Source organism: Leucobacter sp. UCD-THU (assembly GCF_000349545.1).
Taxonomy (GTDB): Bacteria; Actinomycetota; Actinomycetes; order Actinomycetales; family Microbacteriaceae; genus Leucobacter; species Leucobacter muris.
Genome location: NZ_KB714602.1, coordinates 73,152 through 95,056, shown reverse-complemented (window position 1 = coordinate 95,056; position 21,905 = coordinate 73,152). Strand labels below are relative to the sequence as shown.

The window sequence follows — 21,905 nt, the reverse complement described above, 5'->3', positions numbered from 1 at the left end:
AGCGCGGGATGCGGGCGGGCGCGGCGCCTACCGGCGCACCCCCGAGGTGCCCGCCGCTCAGACGACGCCGCGCGACTGCGCGACACCGCGGGTGTGGGCCCACACGACGGCCTGGATGCGATCGCGCACTCCCAGCTTCTGCAGCACGTTCGAGACGTGGGTCTTGATCGTGGCCTCGCCGAGGAACAGCTCGCTCGCGATCTCGGCGTTCGACCGGCCCTCGGCCATGAGCGACAGCACCTCGCGCTCCCGTTCGGTGAGGCCCGCGCGGTCGAGCGCTGCGGCCGCCTCGGGCGGTGCCTGCGTCTGCGCCTTCGCCGGCGCGGTCACGGGATCGGCGGCCGGGGCGCCGGCGGTCGCGCGCCGCCCCTCGTCCGATGCGCCGCCCGGGTCGCCCCGGCCCGCCGGGCCCGGCTCGCCTGATCCGCCTGCACCACCCGGGCCCGGCGCGCGGGCCGAGATCCGATCGATGACGGCGCGCGTCACGTCGGATCCGAGCAGCGCCTGCCCGGAGGCCAGCGTGCGCACGGCGTCGATGAGCTGCTCGGCCCGCGAGGTCTTGAGCAGGAATCCGCTCACGCCCGCGGCGAGGGCGTCGAAGAGGTATGCCTCGTGACCGAAGGTGGTGAGGATCAGCACGGCCGGGCCCTCTGCACTGGGGTCGCCGAGGATGCGACGCGACGCCTCGATGCCGTTCATCTCGGGCATCTCGACGTCCATGCAGATCACGTCGGGGCGCAGCTCCGCGGTGAGCTCGACGGCCTCGCCGCCGTTCGCGGCCTCGCCGATCACCTCGATGTCGGGCTCGCTCTCGAGGATGATGCGGAACCCCGAGCGCACCAGCGCCTGGTCGTCGACGAGCAGCACGCGGATCATGCGCGCACCTCCCCTCGGTCGGCGGCGAGGGGCGTCCCGCTGCTGCGCTCGCGAACCGGATCACCGTTCGCTTCCCCGCCGTTCCCGCCCTGCGCGGCGGCCTCGCCGTCCGCACCGCGGTCGCCCGGGTCGAGTGCAACGCCGTCGGCTGCGTCGCCGACGGCGTTCGGCACCGTCGCCCGCACCATGAAGCCGCCGGTGCTCGCCCCCGCCGCCGGTTCGCGGCGCCCCGCCCGCACGGTGCCGCCGACGGCGCCGATGCGCTCCCGCATGCCGCGCAGCCCGAGCCCCGAGCCCTCGGCGGGTTCGCCCGCGCGCTGGCGCACGCCGTCGTCGCTCACCTCGACCTCGACGGCCTCGCGCTCGAAGCGCAGCCGCACCTCGGCGGACGCCCCGCGCCCCGCGTGCTTGCGCACGTTCGTGAGGGCCTCCTGCACCACGCGATAGAGCGCCACGTCGACGAGCATGGGGAGCGGCCGCGGCTCGCCGGCGATGATCAGGGTGGTGGGCACGCCGGCGCTCTGCGACTCGGAGACGAGCGTGGCGAGCTGGGCGATGCCGACCGTGCTGGACCCGCTCTCGACCTCGGGCGTGCGCAGCGTGTGCACGAGCCGCCGCAGCTCCTCGACCGCGGTGTGCGCGCTCTGCTCGACCACCTCGAGCGCGGCGGCGGCGCGATCGGGATCGCGCTCGCTGCTGCGCCTCGCCGCCGCGGCCTGGATGCCCATGACCGAGACGTGGTGGGCGACCACGTCGTGCAGTTCGCGGGCGATGCCGAGGCGGTCGAGGGCGACCGCCTGTGCGGCGCTCGTCTGGCGCTCGAGCTCGAGCTCGCGCCCCTGCGCCTCCAGGTGCGCCTGCATGCGCGCCGCGCGCCACGAGCGCTCGCCGAAGTAGTAGGCCCCGCCGAAGTACATGAGGTTGGTGATGAGCTGGATCACCGCGAAGGTGGCGTACGCCGAGAACAGGCCCGAGCGCGACAGCCCGGGGAAGGCGTCGGTGTCGGAGGAGGAGATGATGAGCGACAGGATGAGCCATACGATGAGGGCGCCGCCGATGGCGATGCGGGCCCAGGCCGCGAGCGCCCGCCTGGCCTCCCAGGCCCCCACCGTGTAGAGGGCGATGAAGAGGCAGATGTTGACGATGAGGATCTCGGGGACGCCGAACTGGCCGCAGATGAAGAAGCCGACCGCCACCAGGGCGGCCACCGGCACGGGGTAGCTGCGGCGCAGGGCGAGGGGCACGGTGGTGAGGCCGAGGCCGACCGCCCACACCCACGGCTCGGCCGGGTCGGCGAGCAGGCCGGTGCGCAGGTAGAGCAGTGACGTGGTGAGCGCCGCGAACGCGAGCAGCGCCGCGAGGCCGAGGTCGGCTCGCAGGCTGCCGGCGCTCGGCTTGGGCCGCACCCACTCGGCGGCGCTGTGTTCTGTCATGCCTCCAGGGTAGGGGGAGCCTCGGACATCGCACGTCAGCCTCGGGGCGGAGCGGGTTCCGCCCGGCGGGGGAGGCGCGATGCCGACGGTCCGCCGTAGCGTGGAGACAGCTCAGGAAAGGAGCGAGACGAGATGATCGAGATCACAGGCGTCTCCCGCAGTTTCGGAGACCGCAGAGTGCTCAGCGACGTGAGCTTCGGCGTCGAGAGCGGTCGCATGACCGGCTTCGTCGGCGGCAACGGCGCGGGCAAGACCACCACCATGCGCATCATCCTCGGGGTGCTGTCGGCCGACGCGGGCACGGTGACCCTCGACGGCAGCCCGCTGACACCGGGGGATCGCGCACGGTTCGGCTACATGCCCGAAGAGCGGGGGCTCTACCCCAAGATGAAGGTGCTCGAGCAGCTCGTCTACCTCGGTCGCCTGCACGGCATGAGCGCCTCCGCGGCGAAGGCCTCCGCGACGGGTCTCGTCGAGCGACTCGGCCTCGGCGAGCGGGCGAACGACACCCTCGAGAGCCTCTCCCTCGGCAACCAGCAGCGCGCGCAGATCGCCGCTGCGCTCGTGCACGAGCCCGTCGCTCTCGTGCTCGACGAGCCGTTCTCGGGCCTCGATCCGATCGCCGTCGAGGTGGTGCTCGGCGTGCTGCGCGACTACGCGGCGCAGGGCGCGCCCGTGCTCTTCTCCTCGCACCAGCTCGACATCGTCGAGCGGCTCTGCGACGACGTGGTGGTGATCGGCGACGGCAAGATCCTCGCCTCCGGCTCCCGCGAGGCCCTGCGCGCCGAGCACTCGGGGCGCGAGTTCGAGATCGAGCTCGCCGGCCCCGCGGCCGATGCGGGCTGGGTGCGCGAGCAGCCCGGAGTGGCGGTCACCCACCTCGACGGCGGTTTCGCCCGCTTCGACGCCGACAGCGACGACGCGGCGCAGGCCGTGCTCGTGCGCGCGGTCGGCCACGACGCGGCCGCATCCGTCGTGCGCCGGTTCGGCCCCGTCACCCCCACCCTCGCCCAGATCTTCAAGGAGGTCGTGCAATGACCACACAGACGCATTCCCGCAGCGGCGCCCGCCCGGTGAGCGGCGCGCAGGGCGCCTGGCTCGTCGCCGAGCGCGAGATCACCACGAAGCTGCGCAGCAAGGCCTTCCTCGTGTCGAGCGGCGTACTGCTGCTCTTCGTGCTCGCCGGCGTGCTGTTCAGCGGGTTCATGGCGAATTCGGGCGGCCTCGGCGGCCCGACGAAGGTTGCCGCGGTCGGCGAGGCATCGACGGTGCTGCAGCCGCTCGACGGCGAGGGCTTCGAGGTGACGGAGGCGCAGGATCGCGCCGCTGCCGAGCAGCTCGTGCTCGACGGCGAGGTCGACGCGGCGGTCGTGCCGGGCGGCGACACCGCGGTCGATCTGACGGTGCTCGCGAAGGACAGCCCGCCGAGCGACGTGATGGGCGCGCTCTCGGCGTCGCCGTCGGTCGAGCTGCTGGCGCCCACGACCGACAACCCGGCGCTCGCCTACATCATCGCCATCGCCTTCGGCGTCGTGTTCATGATGAGCGCGATCACCTTCGGCACCACGATCGCGCAGAGCGTGGTCGAAGAGAAGCAGACCCGTATCGTCGAGATCCTGCTCGCCACCGTCTCGGCTCGCACCATGCTCGCGGGCAAGATCCTCGGCAACAGCATCCTGGCGCTCGCGCAGGTCGTCGCGATCGTGGCGATGGCGTCGATCGGCATGCTGGCGACGGGGCAGGATCTGCTGCTCGGCGAGCTCGGCACCTCGCTCATCTGGTTCGGCATCCTCTTCGCCTTCGGCTTCGTGCTGCTCGCCACGATGTACGCGGCCCTGGCGACGCTCGTGTCGCGGCAGGAGGACGTGGCCTCCGCCGTGAGCCCGGTGATGTGGCTCGTGATGCTGCCCTACTTCGCGATCATCTTCTTCAACGACAACCCCCAGGCGCTCGCGATCATGAGCTATGTGCCGTTCTCGGCTCCGATCGGCATGCCGATGCGCCTCTACCTCGGCACCGCGGAGTGGTGGGAGCCGCTGCTCTCGCTCGGCGTGCTGGCCGTCTCGATCGCGATCGTGCTGTGGATCGGTGCGCGCATCTACAGCAACTCGATTCTGCGCACGGGCGCGAAGGTGAAGCTGAGCGAGGCGATCAAGGGGTAGTTCCTGCTGCCGCGACGGACAGGGCGGCGGTCCGTATGGGATCTGCCGAGGATATGACCGATTCGAGTTCGAATCCCATATCTTCGGCGGATCCCATATTTATGGGCGGGGTAGGGGCGGGGAACGGGGCCGGTCTGGGCGGGCCCCGCCCTCAGTTCACCTCGTCGGGGTGCGAGCCGCTGCGGAAGCCGCGATCCAGCTCGGCGATCGCGGCCATCGTCGACGCGTCGAGTTCGAAGTCGAACACGTCGCCGTTCTCGGCGATGCGCGAAGCGCTGCTGGCCTTGGGGATCACGACGCCGCCCGTCTGCAGGTGCCAGCGGATCACGAGTCGCGCGACCGAGACGCCGGCGTCGCGCGCGAGCCCGGTGAGCACCGGGTCGTCGAGCAGCCGGCCGCGGGCGAGCGGAGACCAGGCCTCCGTGGTGATCCCGTGCTCGGTGTGGAACTCGCGCAGCTCGCGCTGCTGCAGCCACGGGTGCAGCTCGACCTGGTTGATGGCGGGCACCGTCTCGGCGCCGTCGAGCAGCTGCCGCAGGTGCGCGATCTGGAAGTTGCTCACCCCGATGGCGCGCACGCGGCCCTCCGAGCGCAGCCGCTCGAGCGCCCGGTAGGTCTCCACGAACAGGCCGCGGGCCGGGCAGGGCCAGTGGATGAGGAAGAGGTCGAGCTGCTCGAGCCCGAGCTCGTCGAGGGTGCGGTCGAAGGAGCGCAGGGTGCGATCGTAGCCCTGCTCGGTGTTCCAGACCTTGCTGGTGACGAACAGCTCGTCGCGGTTCAGGCCGGCCTCGAGGGCGTTGCGGATCCCGCGCCCCACCCCCGGCTCGTTGCCGTAGAACGCCGCCCCGTCGAGGTGGCGGTAGCCGGCGTCGATCGCGAGCCCCACCAGCCGCTCGGCGTCGTCGGCCGGCACCTTGTAGAGCCCGTAGCCGAGCTGGGGCATCTCGACGCCCGGGGCGATCGGGATCCGGGGGGCGGGAAGGGGCGCGCCTGCTGCAGTCATGCCTCGACGCTACCGAACGGGGGCCGCCCTGCCCACCCCGCCCTCCGAGGCGTGCCCCGCGTGCGTGTCGGAGGGCGGGAGTAGGCTTGCCGGGTGAACAGCGCTCAGCCCTCGAACACTCCCGAGATCAGGCCGTGGCCGGCCCTGTGGTCGCTCGTGCTCGGCTTCTTCATGATCCTCGTCGACACGACGATCGTGTCGGTGGCCAACCCGTCGATCATGCGCGGTCTCGACACCACCATGGTCGCGACGCTGTGGGCCACCAGCGCCTACCTGCTCGCCTACGCGGTGCCGCTGCTCATCACGGGCCGCCTCGGCGACCGCTTCGGCCCGCGCCGCGTCTACCTCGTCGGGCTCACCGTGTTCACGCTCTCCTCGCTCGCCTGCGGGCTGGCCGACGGCGTCGAGACCCTCATCGCCGCCCGCGTCTTCCAGGGCCTCGGCGCCTCGCTCATGACGCCGCAGACGATGGCGGTGATCACCCGCATCTTCCCGCCGCGCGAGCGCGGCTCCGCGATGGCCGTGTGGGGCGTCACCGCGGGCGTGGCGACGCTCGTCGGTCCGATCCTCGGCGGATTCCTCGTCGACGCCTGGGGCTGGGAGTGGATCTTCTTCATCAACGTGCCCGTCGGCGTGATCGCGTTCGTGCTCGCCATGCGCTTCGTGCCGAGGCTGCCCACCAACGCGCACCGCTTCGACTGGCTGGGGGTGCTGCTGAGCGCGCTCGGCATGTTCCTGCTCGTCTTCGGCATTCAGGAGGGCGAGAGCTTCGACTGGGGCGTGATCTGGGGGCCCGTCACGGTCTGGAGCCTCATCATCGCGGGTGCGGTGGTGCTGGCGCTGTTCGTGCTGTGGCAGTGGCGGCAGCGCGGCGAGCCGCTGATCCCGCTCGAGATCTTCCGCGACCGCAACTTCTCGGTCGGTTCGGCGGTCATCGTGACGGTCGGCTTCTCGGTCACGGGCATGTCGCTGCCCCTGATGTTCTACCTGCAGCTCGTGCAGGGGCTCACGCCCACGCAGTCCGCCCTCATGATGGTGCCGATGGCGGTGCTCTCGATCGTGCTGGCGCGCCCGGTGGGGCGGCTCATCGACCGCCGCGACCCGCGCCTCCTGCCCGTGCTCGGCCTGCTGCTCGTCGCGGCGGGTCTGGCGTGCTACTTCTTCATGGCCCGACCCGAGACGCCGATCTGGCTGCTGCTGATCCCGAGCGCCGTGCTCGGCTTCGGCAACGCGTTCATGTGGGGCCCGTTGGCGTCGATCACCACGTTCGGGCTCTCGCAGCAGCTCGCCGGCGCCGGTTCCGGCGTCTACAACACGAGCCGTCAGGTGGGCGCGGTGCTCGGCTCGGCCGCGATGGCGGCGTTCATGGGATCGCGGATCGCCGCCAAGCTGGGGCCGGAGGTCGCCGATGCGGCCGGCGGCGCCGGCGCTGAGGGCGGCGGGGGGTCCGGCGCGCTCCCGGCGGCGCTGCACGACGGTTTCGCCGCGGCCATGGGCGAGTCGATCCTCATGCCGATGGGCGTGATCGTGGTCGGCGCGCTCATCGCCCTGCTCTTCGCGCCGCGCCCGGCCCGCACCGGCGGCGTGCGGCTGCCGGTCGAGCGGTGAGCGGCTCCTGCGATACTCGGATGGGGGCCGAACGGCCCGCTCGTCACTGCAGGAAGGCAAGCACATGATCGTCGCATTCTCCGTCGCCCCGAGCGGCACCGGCCAGGCCGGCGCCTCGGTGTCCGACGCCGTCGCCGAGGCCGTGAAGGTGGTGCGCGCCTCGGGGCTGCCGCACCGCACCAACAGCATGTTCACCGAGATCGAGGGGGAGTGGGACGAGGTCTTCGACGTGGTCAAGCGCGCCACCGAGGCCGTGCTGCCCTTCGGCTCGCGGGTGTCGCTCGTGATCAAGGCCGACATCAGGCCCGGCTTCGAGGGCGAGCTCGACGCGAAGCTCGAGCGGCTCGAGCGCGCGATCGAGCGCTCGGGGGAGTAAGGCCTCCGGCTCCGGCAGCGCGCTGTGCGGCGCGCGCGAGGGGCTCAGACGCCGCAGCGGCGGCCGCCCCGGAGGGCGACCGCCGCTGCGGCGTCTCGACGGATCGGAATCAGACGTCGGCCTGCTTCCGGCGGCGTCCGGCGAGCACGAGCCCCGCGGCGCCCGCCGCGAGGAGCGCGACGGCGGCGGCGACGAGCGCCCCGAGATCGGCACCCGTGGTCGAGAGGGCGTCGTCCGGGCTCTGGGCCGGGTCCTCGGCCGGGCTCACCGGGGGCACCCCGTCGAACACGTTCGAGACGAGCGCGGTCGTGCCGCCGGCTGCGACGACGATCCCCTCGCGATTCGTGCCGGCGGTCTCCTCGCCCGACACGGTGATGGAGCTCGACTTCGCGCCGCCGTCACCGGTCTCGGTGAGCGTGCAGCGCGCACCCTCGGGGAGCTCGGTCTCGGCGTGCCGTTCGCCCGCGCGCAGGGCGAACCGCTTGGTGATCGGCTCGTCCAGCCCGTTGGCCTCGCAGACGAGCTCGAAGGAGTACTCTGCCGAGTGGCGGTCGTCTCCGACGGGGTGCTCGTCGGCGCTGAGCACCGACTTCTCCACGACGATGCCGCCGAGCGTGTACGTGTTGCCGAATCGGAGATGCGTCTCGCCGTCGGCCTGCTCGCGGATGCGGACCTCCGCGCTCAGCCCGTCGGTCGCAGGGGAGACCCCCGGGCCGGCCTCGATCGAGCGCCCGGTCTCGCCGTGCGCGCCGAGGGCGCCGGATTCGGACGCCGTGCAATCGGTGCCGATGGGCAGGCCGGGCACGGTCGCCGAACCGTTCTTCGGCACCATCACCGTCGCCGAGTCGCCGAGGTCGAGCGTGACCCGTGCGGGCTCGGCCACACCGCTCGGAACGGTGCACGAGAGCGCGACGGGGAACTCCTCGGGCGCGTTCGCGGCGCCGGGCCCGGCGACCTCCTTCGAGATGACGAGCGGTGCGGTCTTCACCGTGACGCCCGCACGCTGCGGCGTCGAGGGCAGGTTCACCCGGTTGCCCGAGGTGTCCCAGGCGATGACGCCGTTCTGGTTCCAGGCGAACTGCGGCGTCGCGTATTGATCGAGCGCCGCGCGGAGGCCCTGTGCCGAGGCATCGACCACGCGGTTCACCGTCTCGAACTCGATGGTGACCTCGCCCGCCGGTGCGAGCGGCGACGCGGCCATGTCGATGTCGACGCGGATCCCCGCGATGTCTGCGACAGCGCCGGTGTACGCCTCGAGAGGCGTCCACACGTTCGCCGGATTCGTCGCGGTGTCCGAGCAGGTCGGGTCGGACACCCAGAGAGATGCGCCCGGCACGTCGCCGACGCACGCCGCGGGGTTCGACGTCACCTCGACGGTGGTCGTGGCGCCGGCCGGCAGACCGGTGAAGCGGAACACGTCGGCGAGATCCTCACCGACGAGCACGGGACGGAACGTCGACCCGCGAGCGGCCCCTCCAGCGAGCATCTTGTCGCCGACGGTCGGCATCATGTCGACGATCGTCATGCGCGAGAGCGGGTTCGTGCCGGTGTTGAAGTGCTGCAGCTTCCAGGTGTCGGTCGCACCCACGGCGGTGTACGACGCGCAGGGATTGCGCGTGTAGCCGGATCCGACGGGGCGGTAGCTGGTCGGCAGGCACTCGTCGCCGGTGCGCACGTCGAGCGCGCCGTTCACGAGGTTCTCGCCGAGCGTGTCGAGATGCTCGCCGTTCACGGTCTTCGCCGCGCCGACGACGGTCCCCGCACGCGGCTGCACGAAGTTCGTGTTCGAGCAGCGGTAGGCCTCGACCGGTGCGGGCGGTTGCTGCCCGAAGTCGTTCGGCTGCTGGCACACCGCGAGCGGCACGCCGGTCTCGACGGTGACGGTGTTCTGCGCCTGCGTGCCCGTGGGCACGGGCTGGAGGGCCAGCCCGAGGCCGATGGTCATCGTCTCGCCGGGCTCCATGCGGGAACCCGCGGGCCAGGTGAACACCAGCGAATCGCCGTCTTCCGAACGCGAGATGGTGACATCGGCGGGGTCGGAGCTCAGCCCCGCCTTGCCGCTCGCACCGGGCGCGCTCGTGAAGGTCGGCTGCTCGCCGTCCCACTCGAGCGTGGAGGGGAGCGCGTCGGTGACGCTCGTTATCGGCAGGTAGCCCGTGCCGGTGTTCGTGAAGACGAGCTGCCAGGGCATGTTCACGAGCGGCTCCACCTGGTGGGTGCCGGTGTCGTTCGGGGCGCGCTTGCTGACCCGCAGCGAGTGGGTGCCGGGGCCGAACGTCACCTCCGCATCGGCGTCGTCGTCTGCACTGCCGTATTCGCGGTTGTCCGCCACGACGATCGCGGTGTTCTGCTCGAGGTCGCCCGACCAGTCGACCTCGGCGTCCGCGCGCAGGCGCACGGTGAAGGGCAGCACGGCGGTGCCCCACGAGGCGTTCCACGAGCTCGCCCCCTGCGGGAAGAGGCCGTTGCCGGCCGCCCGCGAGAAGTCGACCGCGACGCCGGTGATCGAGCCCGGGTCGCCGGTGAAGACGTCGAACGGCACCCAGGCGCCCTCGACCTGCACCTGCAGCCCCGCGGTGTCGGCATCCTTCGGCGCGGTGAGCGCGCCGAACGATACGAACTCGAAGCGCTTCCAGAAGGACTCGGTGTCGTCCTCGATGCGCAGCGTGTTCAGCGGCGCGGTGGATCCGTTCGAGTTCGCGGTGAGCGCGACCTGCACGGGATCCGACGGCGAGGTCTCGATGATCGTGCCGCTGCTGGACGCGCCGTGCTGCACGGAGACGGTCTTCCGAAGGCCCACCTGCACGGCGGCTTCTCGGAGATCGACGGCGGCTTGCGCGGTGTCGCTCGGCTGCGTCTCGGGGGCGACCACGGCATCCCAGCCGCGGGCGACCGCGAGGTTCGGCACGGTGACGACCGACACGAGGTCGCCGCCCTCGATCGGATCGCCGGTGAGGCGGGAGTCCTCGCGGAGCTGCATGTCGAGGTGCATGACCAGTTCGGCGCCCGCGGGGATGCGGTTGCCGTTCTGCTCGGGATCGGTTCCGGAGAACGTGGTCGCGATGCCGATGACATCGGGGAGCAGCGCCGTGAACGCCGGGTCTCCGCCGAGCACCTGGTCGAGCGTGAACACCTCCTGCACGCCGGCCGGCGTGCCGTCGTAGACCCAGACCTCGACCTCGCTCTGGGCGGTGTCGATGTACGCGGGCAGCGTGCCGAAGCTCACTCCCGTGAGGGTGAAGGTGTCGAAGTGGTTCTTCGGGCCGGCGACCTCCGCCGCATAGTCGCGGCCGGTGAACTGGCTCTCGTCGATGGCGGCGGGGCTGTTCGGCTTCTGGGTGTCGGTGATGCGGATCTTCGCGAGCTGCATCGCGCCCTTCGCGCCGGACTCGGAGGTCGAGGCGTTCGACGCGGTGAGGGTGTACCGCGCACGCGGGTAGTCGCTCGGGTCGAGCTCGCCCGGGTTCGGCACGGTCATGCCGATGCTCGCCATCGGTGCACCGGTGGGGGCGCCGCTCGCGGCGTCGATGGGCTGCACCTGCTTCACGAGGTCGACGTTCGTCTTGCCGTCGAGCACCTGGATGGTGTCGGAAGCGGTGTAGGAGTCCGACGTCGCGTCGCTGCGGATGCCCGTGGCGGTGAAGACGTTCTCGATGCAGCCGTCGGCGGCGTCGACGCAGTTGAAGGCCGTGTCGTGCTCCTTCACCCACTTCACCGAGCTGTCGGCGGTGCGTGCGCGCTCGCGCAGCTGCCAGTCGAGGCGGAAGGCGCGGATGTCTGCGGAGGCGGAGACGCCGGTGCCGACTGCGGGGGCCGTGAGGTCGCCGGCCTGGCCGGCGGCCTCACGCGCTGCGGTGTTCTCGGCGAGCACGAGCCGCACCCCGAGGGTGCTGAGCTGCTGCGCCGGGGTGAGGGCGTACCCCTTGAAGCCGTTCGCGTCCATCCAGCTGCCGCCCGGCACCGGGGTCACGCTCGTCCAGGCGGTGCCGTCGAAGAGCTGCACGTCGGTGACGACGTCCCAGACGAGGCGGGGGTNGATCGCGCGTGGGAGTTCCTCGATCGCCTGATCAGCCTCGCACTGCCGCGAATCCGCGATTTCCGCGGCCTTTCGCCCAAGCAGTTCGAAAAAAACGTCGAAAAGGCGCACGTGGGTGAGGTTGAACGCCTCGAACACGGTGCCTTCGCCGCTCGCGGTGGGGTGCTGAGGATCCTGCAGCTCGACGGTCGTGTAGCCGGGCTCGGTCGAGGCCCAGCGCTGCGTGGTCGAGGTGCGGGCGCCCGACTGCGAGGTGAGCACATCGTCGGCCCAGGCCTTGGCCGCCCACATGCCCGTGCCGGGCTCGGGCCCGTTGTCGCGGGAGCCGCGGATGCCGACGGTCTCGTCGTCGGTGTCCGCTCCCGTGACGACGCGGTCGTCGAGCTCGCCGGTGCCGGTCGCGGAGGCGGTGTTCTCATAGCGCTCGACGGCGAGGAAGTCGGTCGCGGTCGGCTGCGAGTCGTCGCTGCGCAGCGTGGGGCGCGAGGTGAACGAGAGATTCGGCTTGACGTAGGTCTTCTGCGAGAGGCCGTTCTCGTTCGTGTAGACGAAACGCACGCCGGTGATGCCGCCGGGCAGGTCGTAGGCCTCGTCCTCTGCGGGGTTGGTGACGAGCGGGGTCGGCGACCAGTTGCCGTCGGCGTCGCGGGTGTAGATCTCGAGATCGGCCTGCCCCGCCGGCTCGGCCGAGTTGAGCGGGCGGCTGATGGGGGGAAGGATCTGCTTCGCGTCGAAGGCGTCCCAGAAGGTGCCGGCACCGCCCCAGGCGTCTTCGACGACGATCTCCGTGGGCTTGGTGCGGCCGCCGCCCGTCGCCACCTCGGTGTCGAGCTGCACGACGACGTTCTGGCCCGGGAGCACGGTGCCGGGCCCGACGCGCTTGTCGATCGTGACGTCGATCCGGGGCGCGACGAGCGAGAGCGTCGCGCTCGCCGCGTCGGTGGCGTCGGGCAGGCCGGCCTTCGTGCCGGTCACGTCGATGACGTTCGGCATCGGATCGGTCCTCGCGCCGGGTGCGACGAAGCTCTCGTCGGAGTTGGTCTGGATCCGGTAGCGCACCTCCGCGGCCGTGTTCGTCGTGATCTGCCCGGAGTAGACGATGGTGAACCCGGTGATGGTCTCGCCGGCCGGAGGGCCGGGGAGGGGATCGCCCTGCGCCACGGATACCGTGGTGGGGCCGCCGTCGTGGAGCCAGACGATCTCGGCCGAGGTCGCGCCGTTCGGCCAGACCGCATCGAGGTCGCTGTTGTCGAAGCCGCCGAAGATGAGATCGTCGCCGAGGAAGCGCGCATCGGAGCCCGTGCCCGGTTCGGCGATCGTCAGGGTGTCGAGGGTGGTGCTCCGAGGCGCCTCGGGGTTGATGGCGCGGAGCACCACGCCCACCGTCTCGCCGGCGGTGACGTCTGCGAGCGCGGTGGTCTCGGTGCCGTCGGGGAGCGCGAAGAACCGCTTCTGCGCGTCGACCGAGATCGCTTCGGGAGCGACCTCGAAGTCGGCCTCCGCGGGCTTCGAGACCGGCGGCTGACCCGGGGCCTCCACCGTCGCGAGCACGGTGTTGGTCGAGGTCCAGCCGGTTGAGATGTTCGCGCCGCTGCTGCGGTTCGTCTCGCGCTGCGTGACCGAGAAGGCCTGCGACACCGAGGCGCCGGGGGCGATGGCGGCCTCGGTGGAGGTGTAGGCCGTGCGCACACCTGCGATCTCGGAGTTCGGGATGCCCGCGGTCCAGGTCACCCAGTTCCAGGATGCGCCGGTGAAGCGGTAGACCTCGACGTCGGTCGCATCCGCGCCGGCGGGCCGGGCGCTCGTGGGATCCGCGGGGGCGGTGAAGCCGGCGAAGTCGACGAAGTTGAAGGGGTTGCCGGCGGGGAGTTCGCTCGCCCCGTCGGGTGCGAGCGCCGGGTCGGCGGGATCCTGCAGCCGAAGGGCGCCGGCCGGGACGTTCGACGCCTGCGTCGCGCCGATGGTGACGGTCGAGGCGGCGCCCGGCTCGTAGCTCTGCCCGGCGGGGCTCCAGCTCTTCGCCGGCGCCACGTCGATCACGACGGGGTTGTCGATCTCGATGATCGCGCTCGACGAGGTCTCGAGCGGCCTCGTGCCGGACATCGCGGTGAACGTCGCGGTGTTGGTCAGATCGGTGCGCAGCACCGGATCGTTCGGCGAGAGATCGCTCGGAACGGTGATCGTGTACTCGAGCACTCCCTGCGCGCCGGTGGGGATGCCGGTTCCGCCGGTGTTGCCGGTGCCGGCCTGCACCGTCAGCGCGACGCCCACGGTGATCTGCAGTTCGGCCGGGTTGCTCGGAAGTGCGCCGCTCGCCGGGAGCGCCGGGGAATCGCCCGACGCGACACCCGGCAGGTCGAGGGTGACGCCGGTGCGCTGATTGTTGAAGCTCGCGACGAGGTCGCTGATCTGCCAGCCGGCGAAGGCGGCGGGCAGCGCGTCGACCACGACCGCGGGGCCGTCGGCGTCCTCGTCGTTCGCGAGGAACTCGACGCGGTAGGTGACCGAGTCACCGGGGCGCAGATCGCGCGCCTCTTTTCCGCCGTTCACCGTTTTGCTGATGAGGATCGAGGCCCCCTCGGCTGCGGTCGCCGGCGGCAGCTGGCCGCCGAGCGCGAAAGCGCCGCCGAACAGCAGCGCGGAGAGTGCAGCGGCGAGCAGGCGCGTCGCGCTGCGCCGCCTCGCCCGGTTCCGATCCTTCGAGTCGAGTCCGTTGACCCGCATACCTTGCCCCCTTCATGGCGATTCGAGCGCTTCCGGCGCTCGAAGCCCGACTTCCGCACTTGGGAATACTTCTGGGGGAAGCGAGTGCAGAAGCCGGGCACGTATGAAGACGGGCGAAGCCGTGAAATGTGACGCGCGTTTGACAAAGTTTTTTCTGCGAGTGCTGCGCGGGTCGAACTTTCAGGTGGTTTCGCGGATAATCGAAGTGGGGACCCGAGCGCCGATTTCGGCGCTGGGGGCTTGTCTGGGTGGCCGGCGCTGGGAATACGCCGTGCTTCCGCAATCCGCGGGGGCTTTGGTGATTGGCGAGCATCGGCGAGCGCGCTCGGATTCCGAGCTGCTCTCCCTCAGCCGTGACGGTGACGGTGGGGCGTTCGCCGAGCTGTGGAACCGCCATCGTCGTGCCGGTCATGCTGCCGCCAGGAGCATCGCCCCCTCCCTCGACTCCGACGACCTCGTCGCCGGCGCGTATCTGAAGATCTTCGAGCTCGTCCGAGAGGGGCGCGGACCCACCGGTGCGTTCCGTCCGTATCTCTACCGGGTGATCTCCTCGCTCGCGGCAGACGCCTTCCGCTCTCCGGAGCACGCCGTCGCCGATCTCGAAGCGATCCCCGCCCTCAGCGGTGCCGGCCCGTGGGAAGACGAGGCGTTCGACCGCGACGCTGCAGCCCGCGCCTTCGCCGCGCTGCCCGAGCGTTGGCGCACCGTGCTCTGGTACACCGTGGTCGAGGGGCTCCCGCCGCGTGAGGTCGCACCGATGCTCGGGCTCTCGGCGAACGGCGTCTCGGCGCTCGCGGCTCGCGCGCGGGAGGGGCTGCAGGCGGCGTGGGTGGAGTCTCACGCCGACATGGAGGTCGCCGACGTCGCCTGCCGCACGGTGCGGCAACGCCTGCAGAGCTACCGGCGCGGCAGGCTCACCGCGAAGCGGAGACGCGAGGTCGCGGCGCATCTCGGCTCCTGCGAGGCGTGCGCCGCGGTGGACGCGGAGTTCCAGGCGCTCAATAGCCAGCTCGCCCTCGTGCTGTCGGTGGTGGTGCTCGGTGTCGGCTCCGCGGCCGCGTTCGCCTCCGCGCTCGCGGCAGGCACCGGCGTCTCGGCCGTAGCAGCGGCGGCAGTCGGGAGCGCCCCCGGCGTCGGCGGCTTGTCCGGAGGCGCCTCCGGCGGAGCCGGGGCCGGGTTCGGCGGAGCGACCATCGCGACCATCGCGGTGGCCTCGGTAGCGCTCGTCGCGGCTGCGGCCGGCGGCGTCCTGCTGCTGAACTCCCTGAGCGACCGCGACGCGGGAGGCGCTGCCCCGATCGAGGCCGCGCCCCGAGATCGCGAGGTCGACCCCGCCGAGGCCGGCTCGGAAGGCCACGACGCGGGCGGATCCGGGCCGGCGGCGGAGTTCGAACCGGTAGCACCGTCGCGCACCGGCGAAACGCCCGTGCCGCTCATCGCCGTCGACCCGCCGTCGGCCGCGGTACCGCAGCCGGATCCGGGCGAACGCGCCACGCCCGTCCCCCCGGAGCCCTCGGTGGTGCCTCCCGATCCGGTCGGCCCGACCGATCCGGTCGACCCGGTCGATCCGGTCGATCCGGTCGACCCGGTCGATCCGGTCGATCCGGAGTCGCCGAACGAGGGGCTCCTCCCCGGAGCCGAGTGCTTCGCCCCCGATGTCGACGCCGGGCAGTACGTCGTCTCCGGGCGGTCGAGCGCGCCGGGGACAGTCGAACTGCGCTTCCCCGCCGAGCTGGGCGGCGGAGCGGTGGCGGCGGTGACCGGGGGCGACCGGAACTGGTCGTCGCAGGCGCTGCCCGCGCTCGCAGCGCTCGTCGGCGGAGCCTCGCCTCCCGAGGCGCGGCTCGTCACCGACGGTGCCGCCGGTCCCTGGACGCCCGTCCCGGTCGCGCAGTGCGGCGGGACCGGGCCGACGGTCGTGTCCACGCTGAGCGTTCCGGAGCTCTGCGCGGCGATGCCTGCGGGCGAGGCGACCGCCCGCCTCGACGGCACGCTCTCGGAGTACGGGGTGGTCTTCGCGAGGCACCGGGCGCCCGCGGGCACGACGCCGATCGTCGACCCGCTGCTCGACGGCGCTCCCGATCTTCGCTACCCGTGGGTCACCTGGCACGGCATTCTCTCTCGCGCCGATCTCTGGGAGCCCCACTCCTGGACGGCGTCGTTCCCCATCGACGCCTCTGCCGCCTCTGTCGCAGAGTACAACGCCGGCCGCGCGGGGCTGATCGAACTCCGGGTGCAGACTCCGGGCTTCTGGTGGGCGGGGCCCGGTACGACGTCGCCGTGGATGCCGGTCGACCATCTGGTGGAGTGCGGGTCGTAGGGCAGGGAACCGCGGTCGGGCCGTGCGCCGACCGCTGCGGCGCGTGTGGGCGTGTGCGCCCGCAGCGTACGCGGCGCTCGAATGTCGGAGGTTGCGGGTAGTCTCCGAAACATGAGCATGGGCGGTGGTATGGCAAACGGGCGCGGATCGCGCGTGTCCGCCGGCGACGCCGAGCGCCAGCGCGAGATCAACGAGGCGGCCCCGCAGATCACCGACCTCGGGCCGCGCATCGCGGCGCTCTTCGCACCCTACCGCTGGCAGCTGTCGGTGATCATCGTGCTCGTGCTGGTCTCGGCTGGGCTCGGCATCCTGCCGCCGCTGCTCACCCAGCGCGTCTTCGACGAGGGGCTGTTCCCGCCCGACGGCTCTCCGAACATCGGGGTGCTCTCGTGGCTGGTGGCCGGCATGATCGCGGCCTTCGTGCTGTCGTCGGCCATCGGCATCGTGCAGACCCTCTTCACGGCGCGCGTCGGCAACCGGGTGATGGGCGACCTGCGCGTGCGGCTGTTCGCGCACCTGCAGTCGATGGAGCTCGGCTTCTTCACCCGCACCAAGACGGGTGTGATCCAGTCGCGTCTGCAGAACGACGTGGGCGGGGTCTCCAACGTGCTCACCAACACCGTCGCCAACATCATCGGCAACACCGTGACCGTGATCGCGGCGGCGGTCGCGATGGTGCTGCTCAGCTGGCAGCTCACCCTCATCGCGGTCGTGCTGATGCCGATCCTCGTGATCGCGCAGCGACGGGTCGGGCAGATCCGCGCCCGCATCGCGGGCCGCACCCAGGAGTCGCTCTCCGAGATGACGGCCATCACCCAGGAGGCCCTCTCGGTCTCGGGCGTGCTGCTCGCCAAGACCTACTCGCGGCAGCGGGCCGAGACCGAGCGCTACGCCGCCGAGAACGGCAGGCAGATCGACCTGCAGGTGCGGCAGGCCATGAGCGGTCAGGTGTTCTTCGCGCTCGTGCAGGTGTTCCTGTCGGCCGTGCCCGCCATCGTCTACCTCGTCTCGGGCTGGATCATCGCGCGTGGGCAGGGCGAGGGCTTCGACCCTGGCATCACGGCGGGCACGATCGTCGCGTTCACCACGGTGCAGTCGCGGCTGCTCTTCCCGCTCATGGCGCTCATGCGCATCGCGCTCGACCTCCAGACGTCGAAGGCGCTCTTCGCCCGCATCTTCGAGTACCTCGACCTCGACCCCGCGATCACCGACGCCCCCGACGCGCGCGAGCCCTCCGATGCGCCCGGCCTCGCGGGGCGGGTCGAGTTCGAGCGGGTCTCGTTCCGGTACCCCGACGCGGGCGCGCAGGAGCGGCTCACGCTCGACGACGTCTCGTTCCACGTGCAACCCGGCGAGTTCGTCGCATTCGTCGGAGCGTCGGGTTCGGGCAAGACCACGATCGGGTCGCTGATCCCGCGGCTCTACGACGCGAGCGAGGGCGCCGTGCGCTACGCGGGCGACGACGTGCGAGAGCTGCGCCACGAGGCGCTCGTCGACCGCATCGGGGTGGTCACGCAGGAGCCCTACCTCTTCCACGCGTCGATCGCGGCGAACCTGCGCTACGCGAAGCCCGATGCCTCGCAGCACGAGTTGGAGGCGGCCGCGAGGCTCGCCAACATCCACGACACCATCGTGGGCTTCGCCGACGGCTACGACACCGTCGTGGGCGAGCGCGGCTACCGCCTCTCCGGCGGCGAGAAGCAGCGCATCGCGATCGCGCGCGTGCTGCTCAAGAACCCCCGCGTGCTCGTGCTCGACGAGGCGACCAGTGCGCTCGACACCGTGAACGAGCGCGCCGTGCAGCACGCGCTCGACGACGCCCGCAGCGGGCGCACCACGATCGCGATCGCTCACCGGCTCTCCACGGTCGTCGACGCCGACCGCATCTACGTGGTCGGGGCGGGCCGCATCCTCGAGCAGGGCACGCACCACGAGCTGCTGCTGCGCGGCGGCGCCTACGCCGAGCTCTACGCCCAGCAGAGCTGATCACGGCCGAGATCCGCCCCGCGGCCCCGATGTCCGGCCCGCGGATCGGCGGCCCGCCCTCAGTCGGGGCTGGCGGCGACGGGTCGAGCGAAGTAGACCCGGTCGAAGCCGTCCTCCGTGCGGCGCCCCACCTCCCGGAATCCGCGCCGCGGATAGTAGGCGAGGTTCTCCGTCATCCTCGCGTTCGTGTAGAGCCTCGTCTCGACGAGGCCGAGCGAGCGCGCCTCCTCGTCGGCGCGCTCGAGCAGCGCGGCCCCGATCCCGAGTCCCCGGGCCTCGGGCGCGACGGCGACGTTCTCGACGAGCAGATGATCCGGGCGCGCCTCCGTCACGAGCACCCCGAGGATCCTCCCCTCGAGCCGCGCCACGAGCACCCCGCCCGCCTCGACGGCGGCCGCGTAGTCGGTGCGCATGGGCGCGGGCTCGCGCCCGATGCGCGATACGTAGGGCTCATAGGCGGCCCGCACGAGCGCTGCGATCTGCGCCGCATCGCCGGCTCGCGCCGCCTCGAACCCCACCGCCGCCTCCACCCTCCCAGTATCCGCCCGCACGCCGCCGAACGCGAGGCTTCGGGGCTCGGAGAGTAGGATTTCCCCGTGCGCCCCATCACCCAGTCCAGCAAGTTGGCAGGCGTTCGCTACGACGTGCGCGGCCCGATCCTGCAGGAGGCCGAGCGGCTCGAGCGCGAGGGGCACCGCATCCTCAAGCTCAACATCGGCAACCCGGCACCGTTCGGCTTCGATGCGCCGCCCGAGATCGTCGAGGAGCTGCGTCGCATCCTGCCCGCCGCCCAGGGCTACAGCGATTCGCGGGGCATCCTCCCCGCGCGCGAGGCCGTGGCCCGCTACTACGCCGAGGAGGGCGTCGTCGGCGTCGGCCCCGACGACGTGTTCATCGGCAACGGCGTGAGCGAGATGATCTCGCTCGTGCTGCAGGCGCTCGTCGATGACGGCGACGAGATCCTGGTGCCCGCCCCCGACTACCCGCTCTGGACCGCGCAGGTCACGCTCGCCGGCGGTCTCGCCGTGCACTACCCCTGCGACGAGACGAACGGGTGGATGCCCGACCTCGAGGCGATCGAGCGCCTCATCACTCCGCGCACCAAGGGCATCGTGCTCATCAATCCGAACAACCCCACGGGCGCGGTCTACTCGGCCGAGCTCGTGCGCGGCTTCGCCGCCCTCGCCGAGCGCCACGGCCTCGTGCTCATGGCCGACGAGATCTACGAGCGCATCCTCTACGACGGCGCCGTGCACGAGCACGCGGCCCTGCACGTGCGCGACACGCTCTGCCTCACGTTCAGCGGCCTCTCGAAGGCGCAGCGCATCGCGGGGTACCGCTCGGGCTGGGTGACGGTCTCGGGCGACCGCGCGCCGGCCCGCGACTTCCTCGAGGGGCTCACCCTGCTCGCGAACATGCGCATGTGCGCGAGCGTGCCCGCGCAGTACGCGATCCCGGTGGCGCTCGCCGCCGAGTCGAACTGGTCGGGCATCGCCGAGCTGTGCGCGCCGGGAGGGCGGCTCAGAGAGCAGCGGGAGGCCGCGCACCGGCTGCTGACGGGGATCCCGGGGGTGAGTTGCGAGCGGCCCGGCGGTGCGATGTACCTGTTCCCGCGGCTCGATCCCGAGGTCTACCCGATCGACGACGATCAGCGCTTCGTGATCGACCTGCTGCGCGCGACGCACGTGCTCGTGACCAACGGGCGCGGCTTCAACCTGCCCACCACCGACCACCTGCGCTTCGTGACGCTGCCCTCGGTGCCGGTGCTCACCGAGGCGATCGGCCGCATCTCCGAGTACCTCGATGCGAGGAGAGTGCGGTGAGCATCAGGATCCTCGCGGTCGGCAAGCGCCACGAGGCGTGGGTCGCCGACGGCATCGACCGCTACGAGAAGCGGCTGCGCAAGCCGTTCGACGCGAGCTGGCAGTTGCTGCCGCACTCGTCGCGCGAGGGGGATGCGGCGCGGGCCGAGGAGTCGGAGCGCATCCTCGCGAAGGTGGATCGCGACGCGTTCCTGGTGCTGCTCGACGAGCGCGGGCGCAACGTCGACTCGCCGGCGCTCGCCTCCGCGCTGCGGGGCGCGTTCGACTCGGGCCGCACGGTGACGGTCGTGATCGGGGGTGCGTACGGGGTGTCGGATCGCGTGCGCGAGCGCGCCGACTTCGTCTGGAGCCTGTCGAAGCTGGTGTTCCCGCACCAGCTCGTGCGCCTGATCCTCGCCGAGCAGCTGTATCGGGCGCAGGAGATCTCGGCGGGGCGGTCCTACCACCACGTCTAGGCCGCGGCGCGCTCAGTCCGGCTGCGCAGCACACGCGCAGCCTATCAATGTCGGTGGTGCGGTCTAGCGTGTGGGCATGAACCCCTTCCGCTTGAGCACCCGGCTGCAGCAGTCCCCGCGCGGGCGCCAGCCGGCGAGCCGGCACGCCGCTCAGGCGGTGCGCGCCGAGGCGGGCGGTGCGGTGCAGGTGCCGTGGCGCGTGGTCGCGCGGTCGGCGAGCGGGGTGATCGAGGTCGAGCAGTGCGGCGACGGGCCGTTGCACTCGGTGCGCTTCGCCCTCGCGGGCGGCGGCATGCTCGGCCTGTCGCTGCCTCGCACGGTGTATCCCGACGAGCGGCTGCGGGTGGTGGTGCGCGGGGCGGGCGGATCGCCGGCCGCGCAGTCGCCCGACGCCATGCTGGTGCTGCGCTGGTTCCAGCCCGACGGAAGGGAGTTGCTGTGGCCGATCGCGCTCTGATGCGGGCCGGTCGGGCGGCCCGGCGAGGGGTGCTGCGCGAGTTCGGCGCGCGTGTCAAGAGGGCCTCGCGCGACACGCCGGGGAGGAGGTGTGAGGGAAAAAACTTTCGCCGCTCACCGCCTGTGGATAACCCCCTGCGACGGGCGGAACTCCGCCGAAAGTTCTCCCCAAGCCGCACCCCCGATCCGTGGAAATAAAGTGGAAAACTACAGCGTTGTAACTACTGCATCTTGTGGTTGGCGCGGGTGTGGTTCACTATATGTAGTGCCCCGAGCGGGGCATCTGAGTTTTGGAAGAGGGGCGTGAAATGGCCATCACGGTGTACACCAAGCCGTCGTGCGTGCAGTGCACGGCGACCTACCGGGCGCTCGACAGCAAGGGGATCGAGTACGACGTGCTCGACCTCTCGCAGGACGAGACCGCGCTGGAAACGGTGAAGGAGCTCGGCTACCTGCAGGCTCCCGTGGTGGTGACCGACGACGAGCACTGGTCGGGCTTCCGCCCCGACAAGATCTCGGAGCTGGCCAGCCGCCTCGCGTAAGCGATTCGGGTCGAGCCGCAAGCGGGTGGGGAAAGCTCGTGTATCGCTCGACCGCACTGTCATCATTTCGAACCGCGTTTTCGAACCGCTTTTCGGATGCGGTCG

15 protein-coding genes and 1 pseudogene are annotated in these 21,905 nt (G+C 71.6%); 11 read left to right on the top strand and 5 right to left on the bottom strand.

The annotated features are described in order from the left end of the window. Nucleotides 1–57: 57 nt before the first annotated feature. Nucleotides 58–876, bottom strand: coding sequence for a response regulator (locus H490_RS23710; RefSeq protein ID WP_017883952.1), 819 nt, complete (start codon nt 874–876; stop codon nt 58–60). Beyond that, entirely contained in the window at nt 873–2,309 is a 1,437-nt protein-coding gene (locus H490_RS23705; RefSeq protein WP_017883951.1) for a sensor histidine kinase, read from the bottom strand. Before H490_RS23705 ends, H490_RS23710 begins: the two co-directional genes overlap by 4 nt. A gap of 132 nt (nt 2,310–2,441) precedes the next feature. Between H490_RS23705 and H490_RS23700 the strand changes: the two genes are divergently transcribed. Together H490_RS23700 and H490_RS23695 are read left to right on the top strand one after the other, a co-directional pair. Next, on the top strand, nt 2,442–3,347 hold the full coding sequence (locus H490_RS23700; RefSeq protein WP_017883950.1) for an ABC transporter ATP-binding protein: 906 nt from the start codon (nt 2,442–2,444) through the stop codon (nt 3,345–3,347). Further along, nucleotides 3,344–4,471, top strand: coding sequence for an ABC transporter permease (locus H490_RS23695; RefSeq protein WP_017883949.1), 1,128 nt, complete (start codon nt 3,344–3,346; stop codon nt 4,469–4,471). Before H490_RS23700 ends, H490_RS23695 begins: the two co-directional genes overlap by 4 nt. 151 nt (nt 4,472–4,622) lie before the next feature. Here H490_RS23695 and H490_RS23690 read toward each other — a convergent pair whose 3' ends face one another. Beyond that, nucleotides 4,623–5,474, bottom strand: a complete 852-nt coding sequence (locus H490_RS23690; RefSeq protein WP_017883948.1) for an aldo/keto reductase — start codon at nt 5,472–5,474, stop codon at nt 4,623–4,625. Nucleotides 5,475–5,567: 93 nt separating this feature from the next. Between H490_RS23690 and H490_RS23685 the strand changes: the two genes are divergently transcribed. Then, the gene (locus H490_RS23685) at nt 5,568–7,082 is read left to right on the top strand and encodes a DHA2 family efflux MFS transporter permease subunit (RefSeq protein ID WP_017883947.1); all 1,515 of its coding nucleotides are present in this window, start codon (nt 5,568–5,570) and stop codon (nt 7,080–7,082) included. A 64-nt stretch (nt 7,083–7,146) separates the two neighbouring features. Then, entirely contained in the window at nt 7,147–7,458 is a 312-nt protein-coding gene (locus H490_RS23680) for an MTH1187 family thiamine-binding protein (protein ID WP_017883946.1), read from the top strand. Nucleotides 7,459–7,567: 109 nt separating this feature from the next. Here H490_RS23680 and H490_RS32685 read toward each other — a convergent pair whose 3' ends face one another. After that, nucleotides 7,568–8,659: a DUF5979 domain-containing protein gene (locus H490_RS32685; protein WP_238560340.1), complete on the bottom strand. Its 1,092-nt coding sequence runs from the start codon at nt 8,657–8,659 to the stop codon at nt 7,568–7,570. Nucleotides 8,660–11,494: 2,835 nt separating this feature from the next. On the opposite strand from H490_RS32685, the pseudogene H490_RS31695 reads away from it, so the two are divergent. From H490_RS31695 to H490_RS23670, 3 genes and pseudogenes are all read left to right on the top strand, one after another. Next, nucleotides 11,495–11,590 (top strand): annotated as a pseudogene (locus tag H490_RS31695) (50S ribosomal protein L5); the annotation flags it as partial. A gap of 2,926 nt (nt 11,591–14,516) precedes the next feature. Continuing rightward, nucleotides 14,517–16,538, top strand: coding sequence for a sigma-70 family RNA polymerase sigma factor (locus tag H490_RS31095; RefSeq protein ID WP_017883944.1), 2,022 nt, complete (start codon nt 14,517–14,519; stop codon nt 16,536–16,538). Nucleotides 16,539–16,655: 117 nt separating this feature from the next. Next, nucleotides 16,656–18,524, top strand: coding sequence for an ABC transporter ATP-binding protein (locus H490_RS23670; protein ID WP_031289986.1), 1,869 nt, complete (start codon nt 16,656–16,658; stop codon nt 18,522–18,524). A 59-nt stretch (nt 18,525–18,583) separates the two neighbouring features. On the opposite strand, the gene H490_RS23665 is transcribed toward H490_RS23670, so the two are convergent. Beyond that, nucleotides 18,584–19,054, bottom strand: a complete 471-nt coding sequence (locus H490_RS23665) for a GNAT family N-acetyltransferase (protein WP_238560330.1) — start codon at nt 19,052–19,054, stop codon at nt 18,584–18,586. Between the two features lie 66 nt (nt 19,055–19,120). On the opposite strand from H490_RS23665, the gene H490_RS23660 reads away from it, so the two are divergent. The 4 genes from H490_RS23660 to nrdH all read left to right on the top strand — a co-directional run bounded on the left by H490_RS23660 (nt 19,121) and on the right by nrdH (nt 21,800). Further along, nucleotides 19,121–20,347, top strand: a complete 1,227-nt coding sequence (locus tag H490_RS23660) for a pyridoxal phosphate-dependent aminotransferase (RefSeq protein WP_017883941.1) — start codon at nt 19,121–19,123, stop codon at nt 20,345–20,347. Next, nucleotides 20,344–20,802, top strand: a complete 459-nt coding sequence (rlmH, locus tag H490_RS23655; protein WP_017883940.1) for a 23S rRNA (pseudouridine(1915)-N(3))-methyltransferase RlmH — start codon at nt 20,344–20,346, stop codon at nt 20,800–20,802. Before H490_RS23660 ends, rlmH begins: the two co-directional genes overlap by 4 nt. 76 nt (nt 20,803–20,878) lie before the next feature. Next, nucleotides 20,879–21,259 carry a hypothetical protein gene (locus H490_RS23650; RefSeq protein WP_128387617.1) on the top strand — a complete coding sequence of 127 codons (381 nt, stop codon included), beginning with the start codon at nt 20,879–20,881 and terminating at the stop codon, nt 21,257–21,259. Between the two features lie 307 nt (nt 21,260–21,566). Next, complete coding sequence (gene nrdH, locus H490_RS23645) at nt 21,567–21,800, top strand: glutaredoxin-like protein NrdH (RefSeq protein ID WP_017883938.1); 234 nt, start codon at nt 21,567–21,569, stop codon at nt 21,798–21,800. The last annotated feature ends 105 nt before the right edge of the window (nt 21,801–21,905 follow it).